A 26975-nucleotide genomic window follows, 5' to 3' on the forward strand; every position below is an offset into this window, starting at 1 on the left:
TGGCGGAGGGGGTTTTTGGTTGTTATCACCGACTCTCAGGGGGTTATCACCGACTCGTGGGTTTATAACCGACTCTCGGGAGGTTATCACCGACTCTCGGGAGGTTATCACCGACTCTCGGGAGGTTATCACCGACTCTCGGCAATTTATCACCGACTCTCAAGAGTTTATCACCGACTCTCATCACTTTATCACCGACTCTCTATTTCCCGCACAAAAAAGGATGGGTTTTCCAACATGCTACGTAAGAATATGGACAAGTTTGGACAACCTTTGTTCAATGGATGTCGTTTCCCAACACATATCTCTTTGAACCTGGCAAGATAAATGAGTAAAATAGCAGTATTGATAGTTACAGAAAGCGGGTTGTCATATGAAAAAATCGATTCTTCTATTGATGTCCGTCCAATTTTTCGTTTATCTTGGATTTGGCATTATTATACCAATCTTGCCGGAAGTGATTGTGCAACAAAATCTTTCCGAAATTCATGTGGGTGGATTGCTCACTGTTTATTCGCTCGCTTCATTCTTTACAGCACCGTTTTGGGGTTCATTTTCCGATCGGACAGGCCGTAAGAAACTAATTATCGTAGGTCTTATCGGTTTCAGTCTTAGTTTTTTCCTATTCGCCTTCTTCATTGAAAACCTTACAATGCTGTACCTTTCACGGGTAGTTGGGGGTATCTTCTCCGGTGCGCTATATACGGCTGTTACAGGATTTGTCGGGGATATGACGACAGAGGAAAATCGGAATAAGTACATGGGCCTGCTTGGCATGTCTATCGGACTTGGATTCATTTTCGGACCAGCAATCGGTGGTGTGTTAGGTCACTCTAACATGCAATTGCCTTTTCTTGCTTCAGGCATATTGACGCTTCTATTGGTTATTTACACGGTTGCCATCCTGAAAGAGCCTGAACGTCTTGGCGAGGCCAACAAACGAACATGGCTACCGAAAGGCGGAGCAACACTTTGGCAATATCGGATACGAAACTTGTTTTTAGTCTCCTTTATGGTGACATTGATCTTAGCGGGGATTGAGTCCACATTCCAATTGTTCCAGATTTCAGCTATCGAAATTACACCAAAGCAAGTCGGGTATCTATTCATGGCGAGTGGATTTGTCGACGCGGCCATTCAAGGTGGCGTTGTGCGCCGCGTTAAGAACGGTTCGGAAACCAAATGGATACTAAGTGGCCAGATTGTCACTGCGGCAGGACTGATATTAATACCTTTCACAGGTAGCCTATTTTGGGCAGGTGTCGCATTAGCCGTTTTCACTGCAGGAAACGCTCTATCACGGACAATACTTGTTTCACTGACATCTAAGGAATCGGGTGGGAAATACGGTACAGCCGCTGGTATGACGTATTCCATGGACAATATGGGACGCATCATCGGGCCACTTTTATTCACATGGCTATTCACAAGAATGACAGGCGAAATCTATTACATTTCTGCAGCTCTCGCCATTATTTCCATCGTCTTCATTTTCATGTATAGAAAGTCTTCGAAAACATTGCGGTCAGTGTAAATAGAAAAGGCATAACATTGAACAAACAATGTTATGCCTTTTCTTAAACTATAATTACAAATACCCCAAAAACGCATCCTTCTTAATAGCGCGCTTCGGAATATTATTGTTCCGGAGATAGTCAGAAATATCACCAACCATTGACTTCGGTCCCGCAATAAAGTATTTGCCATTGTCCTTATATAAATTGATAAAGGTTTAATTTCCAATAATAAATAATTTCATTTCATCAGAAATGATTGAAGTGTCCCATGGATGCCAGAAATAGGTGTCTCCATCGAACTGCATATAATATTGATAGGCAATAGGTGCTTCTGTGTAAAAAATCATTTTATAAAATGTGGGATCCCCTGTTTTTAGGTTCCGTTGGAAATTTGGATTTTCTTCACTATTTACTAATAATTGAAGGAAGCTATTAATTTCGTCGTCCATCGTCAATTCAGAAATAAGTTTATCCCCTTCCGGTAGATGCGAATGGTATATCTCAATTCTGTCGACTTTTTCAATAGGCATATCTTTAAAATGCCATTTGTAGTCAGTATCTTCACGTGAATAATATACTTTATAGCCATTTATAGTGTGAGTGTCCTTCACAGCTATTAGATCTGAGTGATTCTTAATCTTTAAAATCACGGTCCCTTTATCATGGAAAGCCGCATCCCCGTTTTTGATTTTATAGTTTGGGTTCGTTACATTACCCACTACTTTAAATTTAACCGTGCCAATCTGTTCTCCTACATAATCTTCGTCAGCCAAAACCCCAGAATAGATTCCATTGTATTCTTTTCCATTCAACTTAATAAAATCAACCCATTCAATTCTACTTTGCCCCCCGAATGGTAATGACCGACAGCCTGTTAGTAACAGTAAACTAAAAACCAGAATGATCATACTCATTTTCTTCAATGAAATCTTCCCCTTTAACAATAAGACGAAAATTCATGGCATTTCGTTACATTTCAACCCAACAGTGCAAAATGATTTAAAAGAAACGGGGTTACCGGTGACAATAAGCAAGCCACCGATTCCCCCGCTACGTTTTTTGGTAAGGATATCTACAGTATCAATTAATCAACCGTAACCGCCAAGCTCTTAATCTTCAATGATGGTGAACCGATATATCCGCTGGAGCCCATTGGTGAGAAGATCAGGTCACTACCGATTTCCTCAATGTCTTGGAGGACTTCAAAGAAGTTCCCGGCTACCGTCATCTGCTTCGTCGGGCCGACAATCTTGCCATCCTTTACGTAATAGCCGTCAGCCGCCAATGAAAAGTCGCCCGAAATCGGATGCGCTCCAGAATGCAGACCAGCTAAACCGGTAATGATGATGCCTTCGTCAAACTCCCCGTAAAGTTGCTCATAGGTTTGAGGTGCAGGTTCAATATAGAAATTGGATGGGCTTACTTCGACGGATCCCTTATAAGAACTGCGATGCGCATGGCCTGTAGTCTCCACGCCATCCTTTTTAGCAGTTTTCAAGTTATGGAAGTAGGTTTGTAAGTTTCCTTCCTCAACAATGCTAAGCTTTCGCGTCGGTACCCCTTCCGAATCGAATGTCGAACTTTGGATTCCCTCAGGAAGAAACGGGTTGTCAATCAGATTCACATGATCTGCCGCAATCTTCTCGCCTAACTTTCCTTTTAGTCGGGATCTGTTATCCTGTACGGCTTGGGCCGAGAAAGAGGATGTGAACGTAGCCAACAGGGAAGCTGCTGCTTTATTTTTCAATACAACCGGGTATTTTTTATTCGGATAATTTCTTTCTCCCAACATGCTTAAGCCTTGTTCAACTACCTCTTTAACAATCGCATCTGCATCAAGCTCATTAAAATCTTTTGTGATCCTAAAAACTGATCCGGATTTTAATTCACCATTTTCCTCGACGAAAATCGAGACGTAAAAGAATAAAGAGTTATTCGCTTCTCTTAACTCAAGCCCTTTATCATGGTAGAGACCTTTTTCCGATCTCTGGTATCGCATTTGGGATGAAGTGACCTTTGTTACACGGTGGTCATACGATAGGATTTTCTTCTCCACTTCTTGTAAGAATCCAATCATATCTTCCGGCTTTACTGCATCTAATTCCGGACTGTAGAACTGAGTTTCCGCATACTCCGCTTCTTCTGTGAATAACTCTTCCGGTTCATTTTCGATCAGTTCTGCATTCTCCGCTGCATTTTTCAGTAGGAATGAGACAGATTCCTCATCAAACTTTTCCGTATAGGCGTAACCCGTTTTCCCATTATACAATCCCCTTACAGATGCACCTTGAACATCGGAAAAGTCGTATTTATCCACTTCCCCTTCATACAACCCGATCGAAAGACTCTCTCTTTTCTCATAGTAGAGTTCAAGATCGGTAAAACCTATATTTTGGCCCTCCGCAAACAGTCGTTCTTTCAATTGTTCAATGCTCATTTTATTATGCCTCCTTTCCGCCGACCGTGATTTCACTGACACGTACCATCGGTTGCCCGACATTCACTGGTAAACTACCACTTGATGAACCGCACATTCCTGCACCATGGCCTAAATTATTTCCGACACGGTCGATATTCAGGATCGTTTTTGCTCCGTTCCCGATCAAAGTCGCCCCTCGAATGGGCTTCTCAATTTTTCCGTTTTTGACCAAGTACGCCTCATTGACTGCAAAGTTGAAATCTCCTGTTCCAGGATTGACCGAACCGCCGCCCATGTATTTCGCGTAAATGCCGTATTCTGTGTCCGCTATGATTTCTTCAGGCGTGGATTTTCCTGGAGCAATATACGTATTAGTCATCCGTGATGTTGGTGCAAATCTGTACGATTGTCTCCGGCTTGAGCCTGTGGACTCCATTCCCATCCGTCTTCCGTTTAATTTATCAATCATGTAACCTTTTAGAATACCGTCTTCAATGAGTACATTTTTTCGGGACTTTTCACCTTCATCGTCAATATTGAGTGAGCCCCATTCGTTTTCAAGTGTCCCGTCGTCAATATATGTAACAAGATCTGACGCTACTTTTTGTCCTAATTTATTCGCAAAAACAGAAGCGTTTTTTGCTACTGAAGTCGCTTCAAGGCTGTGGCCGCATGCTTCATGGAAAATCACGCCGCCAAATTCATTGTCGATAATGACAGGGAATTTCCCGCTTGGTGCCGGATCCGCATGTAGCATCGTTTTAGCAATCCGAGCAGATTCCTTCGCATAATGATTGAGGTCTAGGTTTTCGATAAACTCGAAGCCTTGGTATGCGCCAGGGCCATAAAAACCGGTCTGCATATCCGTCCCATCTGAAGCGACGGATACCATAGACATCCGGCTTCTTACCCGCTGATCCTCAACAAATTTCCCTTCTGAGTTGGCAATAAGCACATTTTGCTCCTCGTCAATCAAGTTAATGATTGCTTGCACAATTTCCGAATCGTAGTTTCTAATGATTTCATTCGCATTCCGCATCACGGAAAGCTTACGGATTTTATCTGCTTCATTTGGCATGATTTTTATCGGGTGAAGCGTTGTAACCGATTCTTTCAAAAGCGGGATAATGCTTGTTTTCCCATCCTTCTTCCCTTGAATGGCTTTCGCAGCCGTACGAGCAGCTTTCAAAAGTCCCTCTCTTGAGAAGTCATTCGTGTAAGCATAGACGCTTTGTAACCCAAGGAACACCCTGATTCCCACACCAAAATCCCGCCCGGACAAATTTTTCTCCAGACGAGAATTTTGAAGGACCATATGATTCGTATACCGATCCTCAACAAAAACTTCCGAAAAATCGCCGCCCGTTTCAAGTGCAGCTTGCAACACATCTTCAATAAGCGCTTTGTTCAGCATAATTTTCCCCCAGTTCCTATTTTTCTAATAACGATGCATATAGATATACGAATAGTTATGAAAATAGTTTCATTTTTAAATATTCAGGGCCTAATCATTACGAATAGGCCACTATAATATCCCTTAATTCGCCATGATACGGTTTCTCGTTAAAAGCTCAAAAGCCTTTTTTACATCAATATCCTCAACAATATGCTCCGGTGTCCACGGAATATAGACATGCGGCGCTATGCCAACACCCGTCATGCCCTGCCTTTTATCAATTCGGGAAAGGCGCGACGACGGATACATCAGCTCAAACCCTTCGTTCCATCTCGCGGTCACCAAGTTCGCGTAATCATTCAGCCCCATTGTCGCTCTGCCGATGACGGTCACTTTACTCGACTTCTTTACGCCTTCTACAAATGAATCACCTGAACTGCCACAGAAGACATCTGCCAACACGATGACTGAAGAAGGATGTTTGGACCCTTTTACGAACGTATCGCCTACAATATCACCAAAGTCGAATTCGACGAAACCCTTCCCACGATTCCTCTCCCATTCCCGCTTGAAGACATTCAAGAACCACTGACCTTGCTCACCTTTCGTACTCGCAAGCACCTCATCCAGTTCAGATAGGATTCGACTTGCACTCGCTTCCGTGCAATTGAACAGCATTGTGTTCTCCGGATCCGCGAGCTCGATGCCCTCTTCAGGGACTAAGTATGGAATAAACGGATGGAAGCTTGAATCGCTACCACCATAATTTACACGAACGTCAATAATCCACTTATCCGTCATATCAAGGAGCTGCTTATTCTCCTCGACCAGTTTCACGATGGCATCCGGATTTGCAAAGTCGGTCATCGTAATAAAAGCGACCCCATCTCTTTCTTCCACCGAATAGGTCGGCACATAAGGCTTCTTCTCATACTGGTTGAATTGTAAAGTCCAACTTTCATTTTCATCTGCAATTTCGCCCTCGCTATAAAGCATGAGGATCGGAGCCCAATTTTCTCGTTCAGCATGATTTTCGTTCAACAACCGGTGATGACGATCCTTCAATTCCGGAATGCTATATCCCCCAATCGAAACGAAACTCATTTTAGGTTGAAGCCGGTCCTCCGAATCGACTTCCGTAACGTACAATCGATCTCCGTAGCGGCGTACTTTGAAACCACGACTTTTTGGTTTTTCATCTTCCGCATTTTCCATAATGAAATGGATATGTTGATCGTTGAAGTCTAACAGGTACTCTTCAACAATTTCCTTGAATTCCTTCTTCGACAGCTGTGCATCCCCCTTAATCATCTTAAGGAAATGCTCAGGTCTGTCACATCCTCGCTTATCATTGCAACCAGCGTAGTCGTTGTGCATGATTTGAATAATTTCTTTAAAGATCGTTTCCATTCCCTAAGCCCCCATTCTACTGTTCTTGCACGATTTCAGATTTTACGTTTTTTGTTTTATCCAGCTCCGGATGCGCCATCCGCATGGCAGAAGGTCTGATCATGATAAAGACAGTGCCGATTAACAAAAGACTTGATACAAGCAGGATCCATTGCGCAGGTAAAATGTCGTAGAGGAACCCGTAAATTACCATACCAAGAGGCATTAATGCCATCGCCATCGTTTCAAGAATCGAAAATACCCGTCCTTTGAAATCATCATCGATCATCTTTTGCATCATAACCATCATTGGCGTATTTACGATAATTTGCGTGACCCCAAAGGTGAACATCAGCGTTGCGTAATAGGCGAACATCACAGTGTAGGGCAATTCAAAAAATAGAGGTAAGCCAATTCCAGCCATGATCAACCCCATCACCAGAACTCCCCTCTTTGCTACTAACATTGGGTATTTCACTTCTTTTTTCACCGATAAATAAATGGACATCAACAACATTCCGACTGCGAATGCCCCCTCGGTGAATCCGAAATGCTGTGGGGCCATTTTCATTTTTTCAATCAAGATGAATGAATAGCCGACCAAGAAAGCTCCAAAAAGAAAATTGATGACAAGTGAGACCCAGATGATCGCCATTACAATTGGCTGCAACTTCAAATAGGAAAGGCCCGCCTTCATACTTTGAAGCATTGATTCCTTCTTCTCACCTTCCACCACTTTTTTCCGTTTTGCAAACAGCTTAAAATTCATCGTCGACTCAAGGATGACTGCAATTGCGGAAGCCGTCATGTACATGATGAGGAAGACGGGCAACGTAACGTAGCCGTAGAGCAGTCCACCTACCGCTGGGCTGGCAATTGCCGCGAATGAAATCGACATTTGATTGAGCGACATCGCTCTTTGGATCCTTGCTTCATCGACAAGACCTGTTATGGAAGAGCTGAAAGTTACTCCCGAAAATGTGGACGTAAGAGACAATATGACAGTCGTTGTATAAATTGCCAGTAAAGAGATGCCTGATGTCAAGCTCACAGCAAGAAGACCTCCGATTGCCAACGTGGTGGCTATCTGCGCTGTAATGACAATCGTTTTCCTCGAGTACCTATCCGCAACATAACCGGCAAAAGGTGCCATAAGTGTTCGGGGCAAAATGCTGCAAATCAAGTTTGTTGCAAAGCTTGTCGCAGACCCCGTCAATTGTAAAATGTAAAAACTAACAGCAAATGCATATACTTGCGCGCCAAATGATGAAATGAGTTTGCTAATTGTAAACGTCCAAAGATGATACGTCGCCCTTTTCAATTTTAAAACTTCGCTCAAAAGTGTCACTCCATTCAGTCAATTTAATAAGATTAAACAAATAATACCACGCCCCCTCTTCCATTACAACAGAAAGTTTAATATAATTAAACAAAGGCAATGATTTATTGTATGAACGCTGTGCGTGAAATGAAACGGGGACAATTGAATCATTGCAATGATTCAGAAGTTCTCGTTGATTACTGGAAAGTTCTCATTAAAAGGCATAGAGTTCTCGTTTATCACCAGCAAGTTCTCATTAACTTGCAAGAATTCTCCTTTATCAAAGGGAAGTTCTCATTTACTCACAAAGAGTTCTCGTTTAGATAACATAATCGGAGGTGTTCCCCCTGCAAACATTAGGCGAACGGATCAGGGTGCTGCGTAAACAGCGAAAACTTACATTGGAAGCATTGGCGGGAGAGCAGCTTACAAAAGGGATGCTCAGTTTAATCGAAAACAATAAAGCGAATCCATCGATGGAGAGCCTTTCTTATATCGCGGAGCGTCTTGGTATTGAAGTGTCCAAACTATTGGAGGAAGTGAACCCTCAGGAATTGCGGGATTTGTTGAAAACTGTGGAGAAGCTATTCACTGTTGAAGTTGACGAACTGAAGGATGAATATAAGCAGATTCTTGAATTAGTGGAGCCTTATGTGGAGAAATTGTCGCAGGGATATGAGGCGGCCAGGCTTTTGGAGATTTATAGCCGCGCCCTTTATTATGAGAAGAAGGATGGCTGGCAGGAACTTTTAAATAAGGCTGGGGCTATATATGACCAAATGAATATTATTCGTCGTCTTGCAGCGGTTGGTATGTTCCGATCGATGGTAAAATTCACGGAGCATGATTACGAAAGCGCGCTTGATATCTTATTGAAGGAGAGATCCGAAATAGAAGAGCGAAGCGTGTTCATCGACTCCCTCACCCGACTTGACTTCGACTATTTGGAGGCGGTGCTCCACTATGCAGTAGGTGATGCTGATGAGGCGATCCGCGTTATGAATGCAGGGATTGAATTTTCGAAGGAGAATCAGGTTTTCTATCGCATCGATCATTTGTACAGATTAGCGACATTCCATGCAATGATGAACGAGGATCTCGAGTCAATGGAATATTATGAACGTAAACTTTTGCTATATGGTGAGTTTGCTGATGATAAAGAAGTGATGTTTTTTACGATTTTCGCAAAGGTTCATTACTTAACATCATATAAAAAAGAGTATAAGGCGGCAATGGAGCTAATCGATGCCCATTATGAAGAACATAATCTTTCAAATTGGCATACCCCATATTCATACATGGAAAAAGGCAAGGTGCTTTATGGCCTTGGCAAATTCGAAGAGGCCCTATCCTGCTTCGGGAAAATTGTAATAGCGGATTACATCCACCATCCATTCGATCTATCCATCTTCTACGAAAAAGATGCCTATGCTGCCCTATGTTATTTGGAGTTAGGGGATAAAGCGGAGGCTCACCGGTCGATTGAGATTGCGGTGGACAATATATCCAGCATGCCGCGCACGCCTTATAAGGATTTCATTATGAAAACGTATGAGTCGATCCGGAAATAAATAAAACGCCGCAAAAGCGTAAAAGCTTTTGCGGCGTTTATTATTATGCTTCAATCGATTGATGTTCAATTGAACCGTTATAAATATCTTTATCCAATTCTCCATTCGCCCTCGCAGTTGCTACACCTGCGGTCATTGAACCACTAACGTTCAGTGCAGTTCGGCCCATATCGATGAGCGGTTCAACGGAAATCAATAGACCTGCCAGAGCAATTGGAAGATTCAATGCGGATAGGACGAGAATCGCAGCGAATGTTGCCCCACCGCCGACTCCTGCTACCCCGAACGAGCTGATCGCAACAACGACAATCAACGTGATAAGGAAAGTTGGTTCCAGCGGATTTTGCCCAACCGTCGGTGCAATCATAATTGCAAGCATCGCAGGGTAAACACCCGCACAACCATTCTGTCCGATTGATAGACCAAATGAGCCCGCGAAGTTTGCAACACCATCTGGAACACCGAGACGATCGGTTTGCGTTTTGATGTTAAGTGGTAATGCACCTGCACTGGATCTTGACGAGAAAGCAAATAGCAATGCTTCCGAAGTCTTCTTCACATACGTAATCGGATTGAGTCCAGAAATAGCGACGATCACTAAATGGATGATGAACATAATAATCAGCGCAACATAGGAAGCAAGAACAAATTTCCCTAGACTAAATATGGCTGCGAAATCTGAGGTTGCGACAGTCCTTGCGATGATTGCCAAAATCCCATAGGGCGTCAAACGTAAAACGATTCTAACGACACCCATAATTAAGGAATATAGAGCGTCAATTCCTTTTTTCACCAAGTTCGCATTTTCTTCATCACGTCTAACAAGTGCCAAATATGCAAATCCTAAGAACGCCGCGAAGATAACGACACCGATAGTAGAAGTCGGACGAGCACCAGTGAAGTCAAGGAATGGATTTGCTGGTAGAAGATCAAGAATTTGATTCGGCAATGCCTTATCTCCCATTCCAGCGGAACGCTCTTCTATAGAGAGACCTCTAGCAGTTTCTGCTTCTCCTTGGACAATTTCAGATGCATCCAAACCGAATAATAATGAAGCAGAGATTCCGACTACGGCTGCAATTGCAGTCGTTCCTACAAGAATCCCCAAAATCATTCCTGCCATCTTTCCGAAGTTCTTACCAATCGTTACCTTTGTAAAGGCACCAAGAATAGATATGAAAACGAGTGGCACGACAATCATTTGAAGAAGTTTCACATAGCCAGTACCAACGATATTAAACCAACTTACTGATTCAGAAAGAATCTCCGAATCGGCTCCATACGCAATATTCAATATGAACCCTAATAGTATTCCGAGCCCGAGACCCGTAAATACTCTTTTTGAAAACGAAACCTTTTTTCGGTGCATAGTATATAGAAGCCCAATCAGTAGCAAAAAGCTAACGATATTGATTAACAATAGAAATGTATCCAACTCAAATTATCCCCCTCGGAATAGTATAACTTACTACAAAGACTATAAATCCCTAATCCATATCAGTCAAGTAGGTTTTATCTAAAAAGAAGTATTCTATTCATTTTGGGGTTGTTTTCTGTATACTGATAGGAAGAATGACTAAGGAGGGCGTATATGGCGGGTTTAATTTCAATTACGGTAACAGCCATATTTACATTGAACATATTTCTAGCGATTGCGCTCATTTTCCTCGAAAGAAGAGATCCCACTGCAACATGGGCATGGTTACTTGTCCTATTTTTCGTTCCTTTTTTCGGCTTCTTCATTTATCTATTATTTGGAAGGAAGTTAGGGAAAAGGCATTTATTCAGATGGGAAGGTAAAAATCGCATTGGTATCGAAACATTGATCGATTACCAGATTGAAGCAATCGAAAAGGGAACATTCGATTTCAGATTGGACGATACCGCCCATTACCAAGATATGATTAACCTACATCTTCGCAATAACCATGCAGTACTTACACAAGACAATGACGTGCAAGTGTTTAATGATGGTGTGGCAAAGTTTGACGCGTTGCTGCATGATCTTGAAAATGCAAAAGACCATATCCATTTCCAATATTATATTTTGCGGCTGGACGCCTTAGGGAATCGTATTTTGGATGTGCTGATCAAAAAGGCTAAACAAGGGGTCAAAGTTCGTGTCCTTTTCGACGATATCGGCTCACGGGGCTTGCGAATTAGACATTTAAAAGAGCTGATCGATTGCGGTGGTGAAGTAGCAGCGTTTTTCCCTGCCGTACTACCACTCATCAACCCGCGACTTAACTACCGGAATCACCGGAAAATAGTCATCGTCGATGGAAGAATCGGCTATATCGGCGGCTTCAACGTAGGTGATGAATACCTTGGGCATGATAAGAAGTTCGGTTATTGGCGCGATACCCATCTTCGAATTGAAGGAAGTGCACTTCATCCACTACAAACACGTTTCATCCTTGACTGGAACCAAGCTTCGGATCGAGATGATATCGTATATGCAGAACGGTACTTCCCCGCAATTCCTCGAAAAGGTTCTGTCGGTTTGCAAATTGTATCGAGTGGTCCTGACGCCGAATGGGAACAAATTAAAGATGGCTATTTGAAGATGATCTTCTTAGCGAAGGAATATATTTATATCCAAACACCGTACTTCATTCCAGATATTAGTTTTCTCGATGCGATACGAATTGCCTGTCTATCAGGCGTGGATGTTCGAATCATGATTCCGAATAAACCGGACCATATGTTTGTGTATTGGGCAACGTATTCAAATGTCGGGAAGCTATTGAAGGCCGGCGCAAAGGTATATATTTATGAAAATGGATTTATGCATGCAAAGCAAATCGTTGTGGATGATGAACTTTCAACTGTCGGAACGGCAAATATCGATGTACGGAGCTTCAAACTCAATTTTGAGATCAATGCTTTCATCTATGATCGAGAAAAATCACATGAACTCGCCGAGCTATTCGAACAAGATATGCAGCTTTCTACTGAACTAACTTATGAAATGTACGCAAACCGGACCCGTTGGATTAAAATCAAAGAATCGGTTTCAAGATTGCTGTCACCTATACTATAAGAACTAACAGAAAAGCATCCACCTGCCGAAGTGTTTCGAATAAGGTGGATGCTTCTTCAATTTAGTCCGAGGTATTCTTCAAGAGTTACATTACGTTTAAAGATTTCTTCAGCTACCTCTTTACCAACGTAACGGAAGTGCCAGGGTTCCTGCATATAGCCTGTAATTTCTTCCTTGCCTTTCGGATAGCGCAGGATGAAGCCATAGCGGTAAGCGTTCGCCGCCACCCATTTCCCCGCCTCAGTTTCCCCAAAAGAGGTAGAGGCCCAATGTTTTTCATAGTTCACTTCACCGATATCAAAGGCAAGGCCAGTTTGATGTTCGGAATAACCAGGTCTTGCACTATACCGATCAGCCTTCTCCACGCCGTCTTTCTGCACGTAACGGTCGTAAAGCGAAACTTGGTATTCATACGAACGATATGTACTGAAAGCTGTTAGATTGATGCCAGACAGCTTTGCTTCCGCTACCATTTCTTCGAATGCCTCTCTCGCCTCTACGCTTTCCTTCGGGGCAAACGTTTTTGGTAATGGGTATTTTTTATTAGCTATCAAAATACCATTCACATACGTCGGTTCATCAGGAAGTTTTTGACCTTCAATATATCCGCTTTTGTTTAGGCTTACAGGAGGGGTTGTCCCTTCTGATTTGTCCTTATCTTTTGGTGTAGTCGTTTTCGGAACGTCTTTTTCAATTTCTTTCGGCTCTTCCTTCACTTCAGTCTCAGGTTCTTCATCAACCGGCTCTTCTGTGACTGGCGGCAGTTCTACTATGTCAGTATCGTCATCTGTCTCCGGCTCCTCCGGTTCTTGGACGATCAATGGTTGTTCTTTAGGCCCTTCAATGCCTATCTGGTTTAAACTTTTATTTACATCCCAATCATTAAAGCCGATCCACACTACGATTGCGGTAAGTAATGCGCCGACTAAAAGTAGTGTAATCGTCAATGCTTTGTTGGATTTTTTCGAGTACGTGCTTCTACGCTTCCGGTTCATCTTAGTTGGCCTTCCTTCTACTATAGGTATCTCTTAACGTTTTATTATAAAATGAATCGTATTACAAAGACTATCAGTATGTTATTTCTAGTCTGTGTATGCTATCATTTATTTTCAAATGTGTAAATGAATGATTGTGAGGATCCGACATGAATAATCAAAGATGGCTCTCTATTAGTTTTTTGACGTTTTTCTTTACTTGGGGCATTTTTCTTCCCTATTGGACCGGTTGGTTGACGATTGAAAAAGGTCTCTCTGTCCCTGCAGCAAGTATTATAATGGGCGTCGGAATGATTGCACGTTCATTCTCGAACTTTCTTGTGTTCCCGTATTTGACGGCAAGAAGCTCGTATATCCAGGTCATTAAATGGACATCTATTTTATCGCTCTTATTAGCTATCCTTTATATTCCTGATTCGCCTTACATTGTATTATTCATCATAACTGTGCTTTTCAGTGCAGTATATCCTATCATTCTACCTGCTGTTGAAAGCGGTGCATCAGTTCTTATGCAAAAGGAACGTGTCCATTATGGTAAAAGTCGTTCATTCGGATCAATCGGATATACGGCTGCACTTCTTATAGTTGGAGCTGCGACAGCCATTTGGAATGAACAAGCCATCCTCTATCTCATGATCATTGGTCTCGGGATTGCTGTTGTCTTCTTCTCACGTCCGGCGCCAGGTATTTTACAAAGCATCCCCAATCGGGAAAAATCGTCTGTTCAAAAAACAGGGGTGAAAACGTTATTCGCAACAAGGGGCTTCCTTGTCGTTATGGTGTTAGCAATACTTTTGCAAGGGGCCCATGCCTCTTATTATAATTACGGGTTTATTTACCTTGATGATTTGAATATCAATGGTTTTTATATTGGAATCATTTTGAATATCGCCGTATTGTTCGAAATCTTGTTTTTCACCCAGGCAGATCGTTTATTGTCAAAAGTCAGGATCTCGACGATGTTCCTAATCGCAGCTATCGGGTCAACTGTACGTTGGGTGCTTGTATTCCTTGTCCCAACTGCGAGTATGTTCATCGGGACGCAAATGTTGCATGCCGCTTCATTTGGAATTGCCCATTACGCGTTCATTCAATACATTTCTGTAAAGCTGCCACATTCTCAGATTGCTTCAGCGCAAGGGTTTTACGCAGCATTTGCAATGAGTTTGAGTACGGCTATTCTGACGTTCCCTGCCGGCTTCCTGTATGAAATTTCGCCGGGAACCGCGTTTTTGGGAATGACCGTCTGTTCTGTGCCAGCAATCATTATTGTGTTGATGACACGAAAAAAGTTTGCTTATTAAATAGTGACGTTCTCCGGATTGATTCTGTTCCCGGGGAGCGTTTTTTAAATTGAAGATAAATCAACGGATTCACCTAAATAATAAAGTGGCATCAAACAGATTTATTTATCAAAAGAAAATGAGGAAGAAGACGATGACGAACCCAATGGCAAAAAAGATGGATAGATAGCGCATCAATTTGGATTCCCGCTCGTGGCCTTGCTCCTTGAAAGCCTTGGACCTTGAGGCGTTTGTCAACGTGAAAAGGGCCATCATCATAAGGACTGCATACTCTAACTGGCCTTTAATGACGAAGATCAGGGTCGCTAATGCGAATAAAATGATGCCTATTACGAATACTTTTGTATGCTTCATATAATTTCCCTCCAAAAAAGGCCAGAGATTGCTCCCCGGCCCATCGTATCTCTTTGTTCAATCTTACTTTTCGTCTTTTTTATCCACTTTCATATCTACATTCTTTTCCACTTTCTTTTCATCTATCTTTTCCGCTTCGGCTTCTTTTACAGCTGGAGCCGCTGGTTGTACTTCTTTATAGTAAAATTTGCGTCCAAGATACGTTTGGAAAATAAGCAGTAGTCCGCCGACCGCCCAGTAGAGTGGCAATGCTGCCATAACCGAGAAGGAGATGAACATAATCATGATTGGTGACATGTAGATGAATAACTTCATCTGTTGTTTTTGCTGTTCAGGCATTGTCCATAGGGAAACACGTGCTTGGACAAAGTAAACGGCACCTGCGACAAGCATCATGATTTTGTCCGGTTCACCTAATTTGAACCAAAGGAATTGATGCTCTTTTACTTCCGGTGGAGCATAAAGAATTGCAAAGTAAAGCCCCATGATAATAGGCATCTGGATGATTAACGGAAGACAACCCATGTTCAAAGGATTGACACCATGCTTCGAATACAAGCCCATCATTTCCTGTTGGAGTTTCATCTGTTCTTCTTTGTCTTCCTTTTCTTTCGCTGCTTTAATCCGTTTTTGGATATCTTCCATTTCTGGGCGCAGGGCATCCATTTTTACTTTCATTTCTTGTTGCGCCTTATAGTTTTTCAACATAAGTGGCATCAAGACCAAACGGATTGCAACGGTGATCAAAATGATTGCCAAACCGTAACTTCCGTTAAATGTCTCTCCAAGATAATGGAGTAGCCATTCCATTGGTTTTACGAAAATATTATAGAATGTACCTTCTTTGTTCTGAACTCCCGAACAACCGCTCAGAAAAACTGCGGCGGTCATTAATATCGTGAATAAGCCAAGTTTTTTCTTCAATAGATTCACCTTCACTATTTCAAACTACTGAAAAGTATACATCAATTCACTATGCAATTACAATTAATGTTCGTCGATTATGTGGATTTATCTATAAAATCGGGATTCCGGTCCATAATAAAACGCTTCCGTTAGGGAAGCGTTTGAATCATTCACTTTTCTGATTATCGTTTTGCGGGGCTTGGCTTGGCACTTCTTTCTTATGGTAAAGGCCGTCTTCGCCTTTGGTCTTGTCTTCGACTTCTTGATTATAATAATGGACGCTTGTTTGTGCGCCTTCACTCACCATTTTATTATCCTGTAAATCATACGGATCTGAGTGGCCTGCCTTTGTATCATCTGAGCGGTTCAGTTTTTGCGAAGTCATGAAGGAATCAACTTTTGTTTTCATATTGTTGACAGCGACCATTGCCTTATCGCGATTTTCCTTTTTACTAAAATATGCGTATGCCCCTGCAGCTAATGTAGCAAGAAGTAATCCATTTCCACGTTTACGTGCCATACCTATCATTCCTCCATTAATTTATGAATTAATTATACTGTAGTATACCCTTTGCGCGATGATTGGAAACTTCCAGTTAACCGGATCATGTCGATATGAGGTATCCCATCTTCATCATATGGTTCACTTTCCGTTTTAAATCCATGTGTTGCATAAAATGATTCCAAGTGGGCTTGTGCTTGCAGTTTTATTCGTTCTGGTTTCCAGTTTTCGTCTATTAGACTAACACATTTTTCTATTAAATTGTGACCGACTCCCTTTCCTCTATGATCCGATCTGATAATTACCCTTCCGATTGACGGACAGTCGTATTTTTCTCCTGCTGGGAGAAGTCGCGCGTAGGCAATAATCCCATTTTCGTCTTTACCGAATACATGTAGCGCCGTTTCGTCATGCCCATCGACTTCCTGGTAAGGGCAGTTCTGTTCGACGACAAACACTGCTACCCTTAACGCCAACATCTCATATACTTCGATACCACTGAGCTGATGAAATTCCGATGTTGTCCATTCTAGTTGTTGATTCATTAAATCCTCACTCACTTTTTAGATAATTTCGTTTTTTTATATTTCATTATGATGACAATCATAGTTTAATGTCAAAGATTTTGCTATTATAATAACAATAGCGGAGGTGATTCATCATGATCAGACCTATGACTGTCGAAGATATTGGATATATACAACAAATTGCCCATGTTACATGGAATGACACATATGCAGGAATCATTCCTGAGGACGTTCAAATAGCTTTTATCAAAAGCTCCTATTCCGATGCCATGATGATGAAACGCATGGAAAAGACGCATTTGCTTGTTGCTGAGTGTGAAAAAGGTACACCGATCGGCTTTCTGAATTTCACTAAAAAAGACGAGGATGGCGATTCGGAATTGACGGCTATGTACATACTGCCAACTTACCAACATTCTGGATTCGGAAAAAAGCTTTTTGATCAATCAATTTGTATGTTAGAAGACGCCAAACAGCTCTTTGTTTATGTGGATAGCAGAAATACGGTCGGACGGTCCTTTTATGAAAAACAAGGTTTTGAGTTGATAGATGTCTTTGAAGAAACCTTTGAAGGGTATCCCGTTGAAACCGCACAATATGTCTATTATATTCCTAAACCTGTGCTTGCCTATTAATAAAAGACGCTATTCCCTAACAAAAGGGAAAGCGTCTTTTATTCATTATAACGATCTCATTCCATCACTATTATATGATTGGTCTTCGAATTGCAGATCATCTTGCAATGGCTGTTTTTTTGTGAAGCATAAAATAGCAGCGATATAAAGAAGAATAGAAGGTATTGAAAGGATTCCTGCCAATAAGCCTGCGATGATGAACATGATTCCTGCAAGTTTAGCATTTTTATCTTTCCAAATATTTACGATTCCAATGATATTCAAGATAATACTGATGATTGTTAGGATGATTACTATCCAAAGAAATCCACCTGCAGAATTCAACAGGGATAAAACCATATCTACATCCGCTGGAGACAACGCAGGGTCTGCTAATAAATCCATTTCAATTTGCTGTTTAAAGGTCGGGTCATTTCTAAGGAGATTAAATACTGCCATAACAAGGAATCCCATAATTGTCCCTATCGCCGTCAAAATGACCGCAATTACAGACAAAACTTTTTCTGCTGTACGTTTCAAGAAAAGCACCTCTCTCTTTCTATTTTTTCTATCATAACAAGTATACGAAGATGAAAACCAATAGTTTCGTTTAATTTTTTTAAACCATTTTTTCGAAGTTTCAAATTATTGTAGTTAGGGTAATCTATTTTTAATAACATTAATTAGTAGGAAGCGAAAGGAGAGCATGAAATATGGGAAAAAAGATAATGTTCACTTCGTCAGACATGCTTTATACCGTCGCAGGTGCATCTGTATTAACAGGATTCGTCTATGTCGTAACTTTAGCATGGGGGCTTTAGATTGAATATCACAGTATTTACAAAGGCAATCCCACTAAATAACGGGATTGCCTTTGTATTTTTTATCAAGCTTTTAAATCATCATATTCTTTATACCGCTCAAATGCTGTGACAACATATGAGCAGACAGCTTCCATTTTATATCCTTTTTCACGTGCGTATTCTGCTGCACGATCGAGTAATTTCTTTGCTACGCCTTGTCCGCGTAGGTTTTCGGATACATACGTATGATCCATTACCATGACATCTGCAAGAAGCGTCCATGTTATTTCAGCCAACATCTTTCCATCTTGTTTATGTTGGAACGCGAATGCGTCACCGCCAAGCTCTACAAATTCAAAGTCCATGAAATCCTCTCCTTTGACAGTATATTACCACATTTCAGGTCATTCTTACTTAAACCATGCCTTAATGGAGTCAATTAAGTTCTCGAAGAATTGCTTCACTTTCTCCCAAAAACTAGGATCAATTTCTCCGAATTTCTCTTTAATCGTCGTTGCCATTTCGGATAATTGATCAGACAACTTCCCAAAATCGATATTCAATCCTCGAATACGATCCATCAATTCAATCAACATTTGACGATCGGCTTCGCTAAGATTGATATTCATTTTTGTTAGTTGCTCGTTTACAATCTTCTCGACTTCCTCTTTTGTATTAGGTTTATTGTCCGCAATCGCCTTCTTGATTTCGGTCAATAATTCGGCCACTTTATCCTCGTCGATACCGGAGTCTTTCGCGAACTTTGTTGCCAAGTTCAATTCGTCATTCGCTACATCCGTCCGTTCTGTATCAAGCGTTTCGCCAGAAACTTCATATGCTTTGTAGATGCCCACCAAGGCTGAATGACCGGTGACGGGTTTTGGCGACGCCACTTCAACAACCGCATCTTCAATTCCTGCTGTCAGCATAGCCGTTGCATACATACTATTTGTGACTTGTGTAATATTGTCAGGAGTAACAATCTTGATAACAAGACCTTTCCCTTTGTCCAATCTTGTAATTTTAGCGGATGAATACATTCTTGCCTGGCTATTGCCATCTTTTATATACTTCGTAAGGTCGTTTCCGTCGACTGTTATCTCTTCGACCTCAGTGTCCTTTTCGACTTTCAGGCTTTCTTTCACACTTTCCTTTTCTGCATCAGTCAGATTAGCGCCCAATACAACAATTGGCAGTCCTAACTTTTCGTCGATAGCTGTATCGGCTTTTGCTAGCGTCGGCTGCAATCCTCCAACAGCAAGCAATAAAACACAAATCGCCATCACCATTTTCTTCATAATTTACCCCTCCTTATCTTATGAAGTAGTACGTCATGGAATCCGGAAAAGTTCCCCTTATACATGCCTTATGATTGCTTTATTTCACAGAAGTCCAGCCGTCGCTTTGAGTTACCTTGCCCTCTTTCATCAATTTACCAAGGGCTCGTTTGAACGCCGCTTTACTCATGCCAAACATTTCACTAATTTCGTCAGGAGTAGATTTATCCGAAAAAGGCATTTTCCCTCCCACATCTGTTAGATACTGATAAACTGTCTCCGAATCATCACCAAGGCGCTCTTCTTTTCGTGGCAACAATGAACCGTTCAATGTACCGTCATCGTGTACGTCGATAACTCGAACTTCCACTTCCTCACCAAGGCGCGGTTCCTGTTCCCGTTCGGTATTATGGACAAAAATTCTGTAGTTTTCAGGAATGCTCAAAAAGAACGACCCTACCGGCAATAACCTGTATGCCCTAGCATTCAACTTTTTATTGAATAAATCCTTAGGTGCCTCCTCTATCAATTCCAGCACCCGTTCCTCAGTTGCGAGTCGAGCAAAAATATTGCCACCTAAATCCGTACGCAATGTCATGAACAGCTCATCATCCATCTTCGGCCATAACGCTTTTACTCTAGGTAGATCTGCTTTGTTCACAAGCACTTCGAATGATGAGCCGATGTCAACGTAGGCACCTTCTTTTTCATCAATCCGAATGACACGCCCCCAGCCGAATGTGCCAATTGTCATCTTCGGCTTATGCGCTGTAGCAGCCAATTCACTACGTCTATTCATATAAAGGAAAACTTCGATTTTCTTCCCGATTTCCGGCGTTTCATCGAATTCGGATGCATTGACAAAAATGTCATGCTCTCCTCCATCCAATATCCATCTGGAGCCTTCCTGTCCTTTTACGGTCAACTGGGCAATATAGCCCGGTTTTAGTTCTGTCATTTGTTCATCTACCTCTTCCGTCAAAAGTCTTGCCGCTCTTTTAATTTTCGTACAAATTCCGTGTCATCTTTCATCGCTGCTACAAGATCCGTTATGCGATCCATCGCATTCCAGCTCAAATGATGCTCAATGCCTTCTACATCACCATAAATATTATGCTCTTCAACACCGATTATTCTCAGAAACTGTTCAAGGAGGTCATGTCTTCGTACAAGCTTCTCTCCGAACTTGAGCCCCTTTTCAGTTAGTTCAAGGCCTCTATACCGTTCGTAGATTACATAGTCCTCGCGATGGAGTCGCTGAGCCATTTTAGTAACGGATGAAGGGAGTACGGACAATGCTTCCGCAACATCGGAAACCCGTGCTTCTCCTTTGGCTTCAAGTTGCAAATAAATCTGTTCAATATAATCCTCCATACTTGGTGTTGCCAAACGTTCCACCTCCAGTATGTACTTTCCCCTTTTTCGGGGTGTTGAACCGTCTTAGTCCCAAGTGTAGCATCGGATTGTTTACTTTTTCCAACGAATGGGTAAATTCACTATACCACTTCAAAGGAGTGAAATGTATGGGTAAAATACTTTGGTTTATCATAGTGGCATTGGTTGCTTTTTGGTTACTTGGGTTTGTGATGAAAATCGGTGGAGGACTAATTCATCTTCTATTGGTCATTGCCGGTATCATCTTTGTTGTCCAATTGTTGACCGGTCGACGGTCGGTTTAAAGAAAGGGTGCCATTTTCGGCACCCTTTTTGTCTTATGTTATCTAATAGAATCCTCATTGCACCCTAGCATATATACATGTATTTCGTAATTGTTTACCGTCAGCAGATAATGAATCGGATCTCAAAACTCCTTCAAGTTCATAACCAGTTCGGACAGCCACTGATCGGCTTTTGACATTTTCTTCATCGCAACGAATCTCAACACGGCGGGCGCCTAACTCTTCGAATGCAAACCGAGTCAATCGTTCCACCGTTTCAGTCATGAGCCCGGCCCCTTCGAATTTCGTATCTAACCAATACCCAATTTCAAATTTTGGAATGGACCAATCGATTCGATGAAGGCCCGTAGATCCAACGAGCTCTCCCGTCTCTTTTAAAAAGATATGCAGACGCAAATCTTTTCTCGTTATGAAATCAGCAATTGCCTGACGAAGATTTTCTTCTGTCGAATGAAGTTCCGCTTCCTCTTGCGCCCATGGCATCCATTCCTTCAATGAGGCGTGCGAATTGCGTTTCGCATTCCACAAGTCCAAAGCATCCTCCACTTCAGGCATGCGAATCAGTAAGCGTTCGGATTCAATTTCACTTGGTATGTTAGGAATACGCTTCGCTTTTTTCGGTTGCTTTTCATCTTCCCACATGACTGGTGTTGTTGTTCCTGCCAGAAAGTCTTCCCGAGTCATACCGTATGTCACTGCATCATAATAGGACATTTCTTTTGGAGAGAACCAGGCATTCCGTAAATGGGCCTCTTTAACAAAGCCAGCCCTTTCGAATGTTTTCCGCATTGCCAAATTGTCTTGCCTTGTATGACCCTCTAAACGGATTTTCTCCTCCGGCAAGCCGAATACGAATTCGGTAATGAGTCTAAGCGCTTTTGGGCCATATCCGAAACCTCTATATCGATCTGCAATCCGCAAATCAAAAAGTGGTATCTCATCCTGCAAATCGTAGATTTTAACGATTCCCACAATGTCTTCTTCTTCGTTTTCCACCCAAAACGTCTTCACTTCATCCGATTCATAGCCGCCTTCTTCTATCGTCTTCTCGATCAGTTCGCGTTCAGGATGCGCGTTCCCATGAAAGGGCCATGTGTTATTTGTTAAGAAATGGATAAGTTGTTCCTGTTCTTCCATTGTCCACTCACGTAATTTCATTTTAAATCCCCCGTTCGGGCTGCGTTATTATTTATGAATCCGCATCAATCGCAAGGAGTTCAGTACGACTAATAATGTCGCACCCATATCCGCGAAAATCGCAATCCATAGAGTCAACCATCCTGGGATGATCAAAAGCAGCGCTACAATTTTTAAGCCTAATGCAAACATAATATTTTCTTTAATAATCTGCAACGTTTTTCGGCTTAATTTCATCGTATATGGCAATTGTCTTAAATCATCTGCCATTAACGCGATATCCGCAGTTTCTAAAGCAGCATCCGTTCCAGCTCCTCCCATCGCGATTCCAATCGATGAAGCCGCAAGTGCCGGTGCATCGTTTATCCCATCCCCTACCATAGCGACACGACCGTATTCACCGATTAAACCTTTTATAGCCGTTAATTTGTCTTCAGGCATCAAGTTAGCACGTACATCCGTTACACCCGCAGTCGATGCAATTGCTTCAGCGGTACGTTGATCGTCTCCAGTCAGCATAACCGTGTGACGGATACCGATGTCTTTCAATTTACGAAGCACATCTTTACTTTCGTCTCTTAAAGGGTCAGTAACTGCTATTAAGGCTTGGAAAGTCTTATCCAAGAGGACAGCCATGACGGATTTCCCTTCTTTTTGCAATGCTTCAGCACGCTGTTTCAATTCTGAAGGGATTTCTGATAGTTCCATTGCCCAATTCAGGCTACCGACATGGATAAGAGAACCTCCTACTTCACCGTACGCTCCTTTTCCAGTGACCGATTGGAAGTTTACCATGTCCACTTTTTGAACACCTTGGCTTTCAGAGTAGGTGACAATCGCCCTTGCCAGCGGATGTTGGGACATCGATTCGACGGCAGCAACCGCATCAAGTATATTATTACGGGCAGTTTTATCCATAATGAAATCCGTGACTTCCGGATATCCTTTCGTCAATGTCCCTGTTTTATCGAAGGCAACCGCGTTGATGCGACCCATTTCTTCAAGATGGACTCCGCCTTTGATCAAGACGCCTTGACGAGCGGCATTGCCAATCGCCGTTACTATTGCGACCGGGGTGGAGACAACGAGGGCGCAAGGACAGCCAACTACAAGGACTGCAAGCCCTTGGTAAATCCATGTATGCCATTCCCCACCGAAAAGTGGTGGAATGATGGCAACTAAAATTGCAATCACGATGATGATTGGCGTGTAATACTTTGCAAACTTATCGACGAATTTCTGAGATGGTGCTTTTTCCGCTTGGGCATCTTCGACAAGATGAATGATCTTAGCGATTGTCGTGTCTCCGACAAGTTTCGTCACTGTCACTTCAAGTGCACCTTCTTCATTCAACGTCCCTGCAAAAACCTCATCATCTTTTTTCTTTAAAACCGGAACCGATTCCCCTGTGATAGGTGCTTGATTGACAGTCGATTGACCGCTTAACACAATTCCGTCCATTGCTATTTTTTGACCCGGCTTCACGAGAAGGATATCACCGATTTGTATATCTTCAGTCGGAAGTTCTTCTACGGTTCCATTGCGGCGCACAGTTGCAGACGGTGGAGCAATGTCCATCAACTGCCGAATCGATTGTCGTGCTTTATTCATAGAATACGCTTCAAGGGCTTCACTTACTGCGAATAAAAAGACAACGACAGCCGCCTCTTGCCATTCCCCGATGATAACTGCCCCAATGATCGCAATTGTCATCAACGTTTTCATGTCGAAGTCAAATCTTACGAGGTTTTTTACGCCCGTAATGAACATCCCAAGCCCCCCGACCAAAATGGCAGCTGCGAAAAGACCTGTAGCAACTGTCGTGTTCGGCAAATCGCGATGTGTGAAATAAAGACCCGCAATGACAAAAATAAGGGCTAACAGTGTAACGATATTCTCTTTTCTTTTGAAAAAAGGTATTTTTGGATTTGGATTCCTTTTTGTTAGAGGCACAACCTTAATGCCATCAAACGCTCCAGCGGCTTGTAGCTCTTCCACTGTCGCATCTCCCGTGAAAGATAATTTTGATGCTCCGAAGTTTACGGTCGCTTCCGATACGGAAGGGATGCTTTTTACATTGCTTTCAAATTTCATCGCGCAATTGGCGCATGTTAGATTCTCAAGTCTGTACTCTGTTTTTTCAGCCATGTTCATTTCCCTTCCCTTCATTCGCATGCTCATGGGTGATCCTGACAAGATCGGACACATGTGAATCCGATAGTGAGTAGTAAACCATTTTCCCCTTGCGTTCCGATTTTGCGAGGGCGTGTTCACGTAAATAGCGAAGATGATGCGATGCGGTGGCATTTGACGCACCGATTACAGCCGCCACGTCGCAGACGCACATTTCTTCTTCAAGCGTTAACGCATATGCAATTTTCAATCTAGTTTCATCAGCGAGCGCCTTGAATATTTGTACCATTCCGCTGACATCCGGCAAGTTCTTTTGTACTGTTTCTACGACTTCTTCATGGACAACTGTTATTTCACATGTATCCTTCACCTTCACAGAACTCACCTCATTCAAATACTCGTTTGATTGTAAGTACAGTATATGCATCTTATTCCCCTAATGCAAGGTTATTCAAACAGATCTTTGAATGAATTTTTCGCCTTGAAAATAAAGGGTTTTCGGGATTTTTATTGAAGATTATATCAATACTTCTATTTCAGTCGAATTGCATGAATATAGCCGTGGAGAAAGGGTGGTTCCTTTGTACAAAAGAATACTTATTGCAGTCGATGGATCAGAAAACTCGCAGCGTGCAGCCCTTCATGCAGCTAAGTTAGCGATCACTAACTCAAACGCATCCATTACGGCGCTATATGTGCTGAATTATGATCGGACACGGACCGATGTCCTCCTTGACGCAGATATCGCCGATCTTCATCTAAGGCGTAAGGAACGGATTGAACCTATATTGGACATTTTCATAAAACATCAAGTGAAGCATGAACTGGTGATTCGTCATGGCGAACCTGGTCCGACAATTATCGCTTACGCAAATGAAAATAAATACGACCTTGTCGTCATTGGTAGCAGAGGATTAAACTCATTTCAAGAGATGTTGTTAGGAAGCGTCAGTCATAAAGTAGCAAAACGCGTCATTGCACCCGTTTTGATCGTCAAATGAAGTAGAAAGGGGAAAATTGAATTGCAACGAGGAAAATATAATGCCATAACGGATGTTCCCGGAGTGAAAGTGGGCCATGTAACTTTATACGAAGAAAGCGGTCCAGAAAGGGCTTGTACAGGCGTAACAGCTCTATTGCCACATGGAGGGAATTTATTCGAAGAGAAGGTGCCTGCAGCAAGTTTTGTTTTGAACGGTTTTGGCAAATCAGTTGGACTTATTCAAGTGGAGGAATTAGGTGTCATCGAATCCCCCATCATGTTGACAAACACCTTTAGCGTAGGGGCTGTGCTTGAGGGGACTTTGCAGCATATGCTTATGGAGAATACCGCAATCGGAGACTCCACAAGTTCATTGAACGTCGTTGTCGGTGAATGCAATGACAGCTATTTGAATTCGATGCGTGAGTTAAAGGTACGAGCCAATCATGCTGTTGAAGCAATACGGAACGCAGAAGGCGGCCCACTCGAACAAGGTGCTGTTGGTGCAGGGAAAGGAATGATCTGTTTTGGCAGGAAAGGTGGAATCGGTTCCTCTTCAAGAACGATTTCCGATGAAGGGAAAAGTTCACTTACTGTTGGTGTGTTGACATTGACCAATTTCGGAATATCCGAAGAATGTCGCATTAATGAATGGCTTGCGAAGAATTCAAAGCAATCGTTAACAGTTGAAAACGACTTGACGACATCCGAGGAAATGGAGCATGAAAAACCCGATGGCTCGATTATGATCATCGTCGCGACAGATGCACCTTTAAATGACAGGCAATTGAAGAGACTTGCAAAACGAGCTTCCATTGGTCTTGCACGAACAGGATCTACCGTACATAACGGGAGCGGCGACATCATCATTGCGTTCTCAAACGCCTATACCATTTCGCATAGGAGTGAAGAGGTAACGAATAGCTATACGATATTGCGTGACGACACACCAATCATGAATAAGCTTTTCCAGGCTGTCATTGAAGCAACAGAGGAAGCTGTTTACCAGTCGATGATCCACGCACAAACAACAATTGGTAGGAAGGAACGCGTTGTGGAACGTTGGCCTTTTATTGAGTGATCAGTTGCAGTATTAAGCAAGGTGT

27 protein-coding genes are annotated in these 26975 nt (G+C 42.3%); 8 read left to right on the forward strand and 19 right to left on the reverse strand.

Features of this window, described 5'->3' with window-relative positions; genetic code table 11:
* Positions 1 to 373: 373 nt before the first annotated feature.
* Positions 374 to 1534 carry an MFS transporter gene (locus ACFPZG_RS14015; RefSeq protein WP_283733815.1) on the forward strand — a complete coding sequence of 387 codons (1161 nt, stop codon included), beginning with the start codon at positions 374 to 376 and terminating at the stop codon, positions 1532 to 1534.
* Positions 1535 to 1732: 198 nt separating this feature from the next.
* On the opposite strand, the gene ACFPZG_RS14020 is transcribed toward ACFPZG_RS14015, so the two are convergent.
* The 5 genes from ACFPZG_RS14020 to ACFPZG_RS14040 all read right to left on the reverse strand — a co-directional run bounded on the left by ACFPZG_RS14020 (position 1733) and on the right by ACFPZG_RS14040 (position 8060).
* The gene (locus ACFPZG_RS14020) at positions 1733 to 2440 is read right to left on the reverse strand and encodes a hypothetical protein (protein ID WP_283733814.1); all 708 of its coding nucleotides are present in this window, start codon (positions 2438 to 2440) and stop codon (positions 1733 to 1735) included.
* Positions 2441 to 2601: 161 nt separating this feature from the next.
* Positions 2602 to 3954, reverse strand: a complete 1353-nt coding sequence (locus ACFPZG_RS14025) for a TldD/PmbA family protein (protein WP_317941082.1) — start codon at positions 3952 to 3954, stop codon at positions 2602 to 2604.
* 4 nt (positions 3955 to 3958) lie between these two features.
* Positions 3959 to 5350 carry a TldD/PmbA family protein gene (locus ACFPZG_RS14030; RefSeq protein WP_283733813.1) on the reverse strand — a complete coding sequence of 464 codons (1392 nt, stop codon included), beginning with the start codon at positions 5348 to 5350 and terminating at the stop codon, positions 3959 to 3961.
* A 123-nt stretch (positions 5351 to 5473) separates the two neighbouring features.
* A complete protein-coding gene (locus tag ACFPZG_RS14035; RefSeq protein WP_317941080.1) occupies positions 5474 to 6742 on the reverse strand; it encodes a S41 family peptidase in 1269 nt (422 codons plus the stop codon).
* Between the two features lie 16 nt (positions 6743 to 6758).
* Positions 6759 to 8060, reverse strand: coding sequence for an MFS transporter (locus ACFPZG_RS14040; protein WP_317941078.1), 1302 nt, complete (start codon positions 8058 to 8060; stop codon positions 6759 to 6761).
* Positions 8061 to 8380: 320 nt separating this feature from the next.
* On the opposite strand from ACFPZG_RS14040, the gene ACFPZG_RS14045 reads away from it, so the two are divergent.
* The gene (locus tag ACFPZG_RS14045) at positions 8381 to 9613 is read left to right on the forward strand and encodes a helix-turn-helix transcriptional regulator (protein ID WP_317941076.1); all 1233 of its coding nucleotides are present in this window, start codon (positions 8381 to 8383) and stop codon (positions 9611 to 9613) included.
* Positions 9614 to 9656: 43 nt separating this feature from the next.
* On the opposite strand, the gene ACFPZG_RS14050 is transcribed toward ACFPZG_RS14045, so the two are convergent.
* Positions 9657 to 10982, reverse strand: coding sequence for an L-cystine transporter (locus ACFPZG_RS14050; protein WP_283734572.1), 1326 nt, complete (start codon positions 10980 to 10982; stop codon positions 9657 to 9659).
* A gap of 222 nt (positions 10983 to 11204) precedes the next feature.
* Between ACFPZG_RS14050 and cls the strand changes: the two genes are divergently transcribed.
* Positions 11205 to 12656, forward strand: coding sequence for a cardiolipin synthase (gene cls / locus ACFPZG_RS14055; protein ID WP_283733809.1), 1452 nt, complete (start codon positions 11205 to 11207; stop codon positions 12654 to 12656).
* A gap of 56 nt (positions 12657 to 12712) precedes the next feature.
* On the opposite strand, the gene ACFPZG_RS14060 is transcribed toward cls, so the two are convergent.
* Complete coding sequence (locus ACFPZG_RS14060; protein WP_283733808.1) at positions 12713 to 13651, reverse strand: M15 family metallopeptidase; 939 nt, start codon at positions 13649 to 13651, stop codon at positions 12713 to 12715.
* Between the two features lie 149 nt (positions 13652 to 13800).
* Here ACFPZG_RS14060 and ACFPZG_RS14065 point away from each other — a divergent pair, with 149 nt between their 5' ends.
* Entirely contained in the window at positions 13801 to 14955 is a 1155-nt protein-coding gene (locus ACFPZG_RS14065) for an MFS transporter (protein ID WP_283733807.1), read from the forward strand.
* Positions 14956 to 15063: 108 nt separating this feature from the next.
* Here the strand turns inward: ACFPZG_RS14065 and ACFPZG_RS14070 are convergent, their stop codons facing one another.
* From ACFPZG_RS14070 to ACFPZG_RS14085, 4 genes are all read right to left on the reverse strand, one after another.
* Positions 15064 to 15309: a hypothetical protein gene (locus ACFPZG_RS14070; protein WP_283733806.1), complete on the reverse strand. Its 246-nt coding sequence runs from the start codon at positions 15307 to 15309 to the stop codon at positions 15064 to 15066.
* A gap of 63 nt (positions 15310 to 15372) precedes the next feature.
* Complete coding sequence (gene yidC / locus ACFPZG_RS14075) at positions 15373 to 16233, reverse strand: membrane protein insertase YidC (protein WP_283733805.1); 861 nt, start codon at positions 16231 to 16233, stop codon at positions 15373 to 15375.
* Between the two features lie 148 nt (positions 16234 to 16381).
* Positions 16382 to 16735, reverse strand: coding sequence for a hypothetical protein (locus ACFPZG_RS14080; protein WP_283733804.1), 354 nt, complete (start codon positions 16733 to 16735; stop codon positions 16382 to 16384).
* Between the two features lie 32 nt (positions 16736 to 16767).
* Positions 16768 to 17262, reverse strand: coding sequence for a GNAT family N-acetyltransferase (locus ACFPZG_RS14085; protein ID WP_283733803.1), 495 nt, complete (start codon positions 17260 to 17262; stop codon positions 16768 to 16770).
* A gap of 116 nt (positions 17263 to 17378) precedes the next feature.
* On the opposite strand from ACFPZG_RS14085, the gene ACFPZG_RS14090 reads away from it, so the two are divergent.
* A complete protein-coding gene (locus ACFPZG_RS14090; RefSeq protein WP_283733802.1) occupies positions 17379 to 17879 on the forward strand; it encodes a GNAT family N-acetyltransferase in 501 nt (166 codons plus the stop codon).
* Positions 17880 to 17924: 45 nt separating this feature from the next.
* Here the strand turns inward: ACFPZG_RS14090 and ACFPZG_RS14095 are convergent, their stop codons facing one another.
* The 5 genes from ACFPZG_RS14095 to mntR form a co-directional block, all read right to left on the reverse strand.
* A complete protein-coding gene (locus ACFPZG_RS14095) occupies positions 17925 to 18398 on the reverse strand; it encodes a DUF4064 domain-containing protein (protein WP_283733801.1) in 474 nt (157 codons plus the stop codon).
* A 346-nt stretch (positions 18399 to 18744) separates the two neighbouring features.
* Positions 18745 to 19026 (reverse strand): GNAT family N-acetyltransferase, encoded by a 282-nt coding sequence (locus ACFPZG_RS14100; RefSeq protein ID WP_283733800.1) that lies wholly within the window; start codon positions 19024 to 19026, stop codon positions 18745 to 18747.
* Positions 19027 to 19071: 45 nt separating this feature from the next.
* Positions 19072 to 19959: a DUF1002 domain-containing protein gene (locus tag ACFPZG_RS14105; RefSeq protein WP_317941071.1), complete on the reverse strand. Its 888-nt coding sequence runs from the start codon at positions 19957 to 19959 to the stop codon at positions 19072 to 19074.
* Between the two features lie 79 nt (positions 19960 to 20038).
* The gene (locus tag ACFPZG_RS14110; RefSeq protein ID WP_283734571.1) at positions 20039 to 20896 is read right to left on the reverse strand and encodes a CvfB family protein; all 858 of its coding nucleotides are present in this window, start codon (positions 20894 to 20896) and stop codon (positions 20039 to 20041) included.
* A gap of 20 nt (positions 20897 to 20916) precedes the next feature.
* Positions 20917 to 21327: a transcriptional regulator MntR gene (gene mntR, locus ACFPZG_RS14115; protein ID WP_283733799.1), complete on the reverse strand. Its 411-nt coding sequence runs from the start codon at positions 21325 to 21327 to the stop codon at positions 20917 to 20919.
* A 134-nt stretch (positions 21328 to 21461) separates the two neighbouring features.
* On the opposite strand from mntR, the gene ACFPZG_RS14120 reads away from it, so the two are divergent.
* Positions 21462 to 21617, forward strand: a complete 156-nt coding sequence (locus tag ACFPZG_RS14120; protein ID WP_283733798.1) for a lmo0937 family membrane protein — start codon at positions 21462 to 21464, stop codon at positions 21615 to 21617.
* A gap of 54 nt (positions 21618 to 21671) precedes the next feature.
* Here ACFPZG_RS14120 and ACFPZG_RS14125 read toward each other — a convergent pair whose 3' ends face one another.
* The 3 genes from ACFPZG_RS14125 to ACFPZG_RS14135 are packed head-to-tail and all read right to left on the reverse strand — an operon-like array spanning position 21672 to position 25314.
* Positions 21672 to 22775 (reverse strand): GNAT family N-acetyltransferase, encoded by a 1104-nt coding sequence (locus ACFPZG_RS14125; RefSeq protein WP_283733797.1) that lies wholly within the window; start codon positions 22773 to 22775, stop codon positions 21672 to 21674.
* Positions 22776 to 22802: 27 nt separating this feature from the next.
* Positions 22803 to 24908, reverse strand: a complete 2106-nt coding sequence (locus ACFPZG_RS14130; RefSeq protein ID WP_381427677.1) for a heavy metal translocating P-type ATPase — start codon at positions 24906 to 24908, stop codon at positions 22803 to 22805.
* Entirely contained in the window at positions 24895 to 25314 is a 420-nt protein-coding gene (locus ACFPZG_RS14135) for an ArsR/SmtB family transcription factor (RefSeq protein ID WP_283733796.1), read from the reverse strand. Before ACFPZG_RS14135 ends, ACFPZG_RS14130 begins: the two co-directional genes overlap by 14 nt.
* Positions 25315 to 25468: 154 nt before the next feature.
* Here ACFPZG_RS14135 and ACFPZG_RS14140 point away from each other — a divergent pair, with 154 nt between their 5' ends.
* A complete protein-coding gene (locus ACFPZG_RS14140; protein ID WP_283733795.1) occupies positions 25469 to 25888 on the forward strand; it encodes a universal stress protein in 420 nt (139 codons plus the stop codon).
* Positions 25889 to 25909: 21 nt separating this feature from the next.
* A complete protein-coding gene (locus tag ACFPZG_RS14145) occupies positions 25910 to 26950 on the forward strand; it encodes a DmpA family aminopeptidase (RefSeq protein WP_317941067.1) in 1041 nt (346 codons plus the stop codon).
* Positions 26951 to 26975 lie beyond the last annotated feature (25 nt).

It is taken from the genome of Sporosarcina thermotolerans (genome assembly GCF_042658975.1).
GTDB lineage: Bacteria > Bacillota > Bacilli > Bacillales_A > Planococcaceae > Sporosarcina > Sporosarcina thermotolerans.

Coding starts and splice junctions, on each gene's coding strand:
- ACFPZG_RS14135 (WP_283733796.1), bottom strand. CDS start 25,314: ATGCATATACTGTACTTACAATCAAACGAGTATTTGAATGAGGTGAGT.
- ACFPZG_RS14110 (WP_283734571.1), bottom strand. CDS start 20,896: ATGACAGAACTAAAACCGGGCTATATTGCCCAGTTGACCGTAAAAGGA.
- ACFPZG_RS14125 (WP_283733797.1), bottom strand. CDS start 22,775: ATGAAATTACGTGAGTGGACAATGGAAGAACAGGAACAACTTATCCAT.
- cls (WP_283733809.1), top strand. CDS start 11,205: ATGGCGGGTTTAATTTCAATTACGGTAACAGCCATATTTACATTGAAC.
- ACFPZG_RS14105 (WP_317941071.1), bottom strand. CDS start 19,959: ATGAAGAAAATGGTGATGGCGATTTGTGTTTTATTGCTTGCTGTTGGA.
- ACFPZG_RS14060 (WP_283733808.1), bottom strand. CDS start 13,651: ATGAACCGGAAGCGTAGAAGCACGTACTCGAAAAAATCCAACAAAGCA.
- ACFPZG_RS14050 (WP_283734572.1), bottom strand. CDS start 10,982: ATGCACCGAAAAAAGGTTTCGTTTTCAAAAAGAGTATTTACGGGTCTC.
- ACFPZG_RS14035 (WP_317941080.1), bottom strand. CDS start 6,742: ATGGAAACGATCTTTAAAGAAATTATTCAAATCATGCACAACGACTAC.
- ACFPZG_RS14070 (WP_283733806.1), bottom strand. CDS start 15,309: ATGAAGCATACAAAAGTATTCGTAATAGGCATCATTTTATTCGCATTA.
- ACFPZG_RS14065 (WP_283733807.1), top strand. CDS start 13,801: ATGAATAATCAAAGATGGCTCTCTATTAGTTTTTTGACGTTTTTCTTT.
- ACFPZG_RS14025 (WP_317941082.1), bottom strand. CDS start 3,954: ATGAGCATTGAACAATTGAAAGAACGACTGTTTGCGGAGGGCCAAAAT.
- ACFPZG_RS14130 (WP_381427677.1), bottom strand. CDS start 24,908: ATGAACATGGCTGAAAAAACAGAGTACAGACTTGAGAATCTAACATGC.
- ACFPZG_RS14015 (WP_283733815.1), top strand. CDS start 374: ATGAAAAAATCGATTCTTCTATTGATGTCCGTCCAATTTTTCGTTTAT.
- ACFPZG_RS14090 (WP_283733802.1), top strand. CDS start 17,379: ATGATCAGACCTATGACTGTCGAAGATATTGGATATATACAACAAATT.
- ACFPZG_RS14030 (WP_283733813.1), bottom strand. CDS start 5,350: ATGCTGAACAAAGCGCTTATTGAAGATGTGTTGCAAGCTGCACTTGAA.
- ACFPZG_RS14080 (WP_283733804.1), bottom strand. CDS start 16,735: ATGGCACGTAAACGTGGAAATGGATTACTTCTTGCTACATTAGCTGCA.
- ACFPZG_RS14100 (WP_283733800.1), bottom strand. CDS start 19,026: ATGGACTTTGAATTTGTAGAGCTTGGCGGTGACGCATTCGCGTTCCAA.
- ACFPZG_RS14120 (WP_283733798.1), top strand. CDS start 21,462: ATGGGTAAAATACTTTGGTTTATCATAGTGGCATTGGTTGCTTTTTGG.
- ACFPZG_RS14085 (WP_283733803.1), bottom strand. CDS start 17,262: ATGAATCAACAACTAGAATGGACAACATCGGAATTTCATCAGCTCAGT.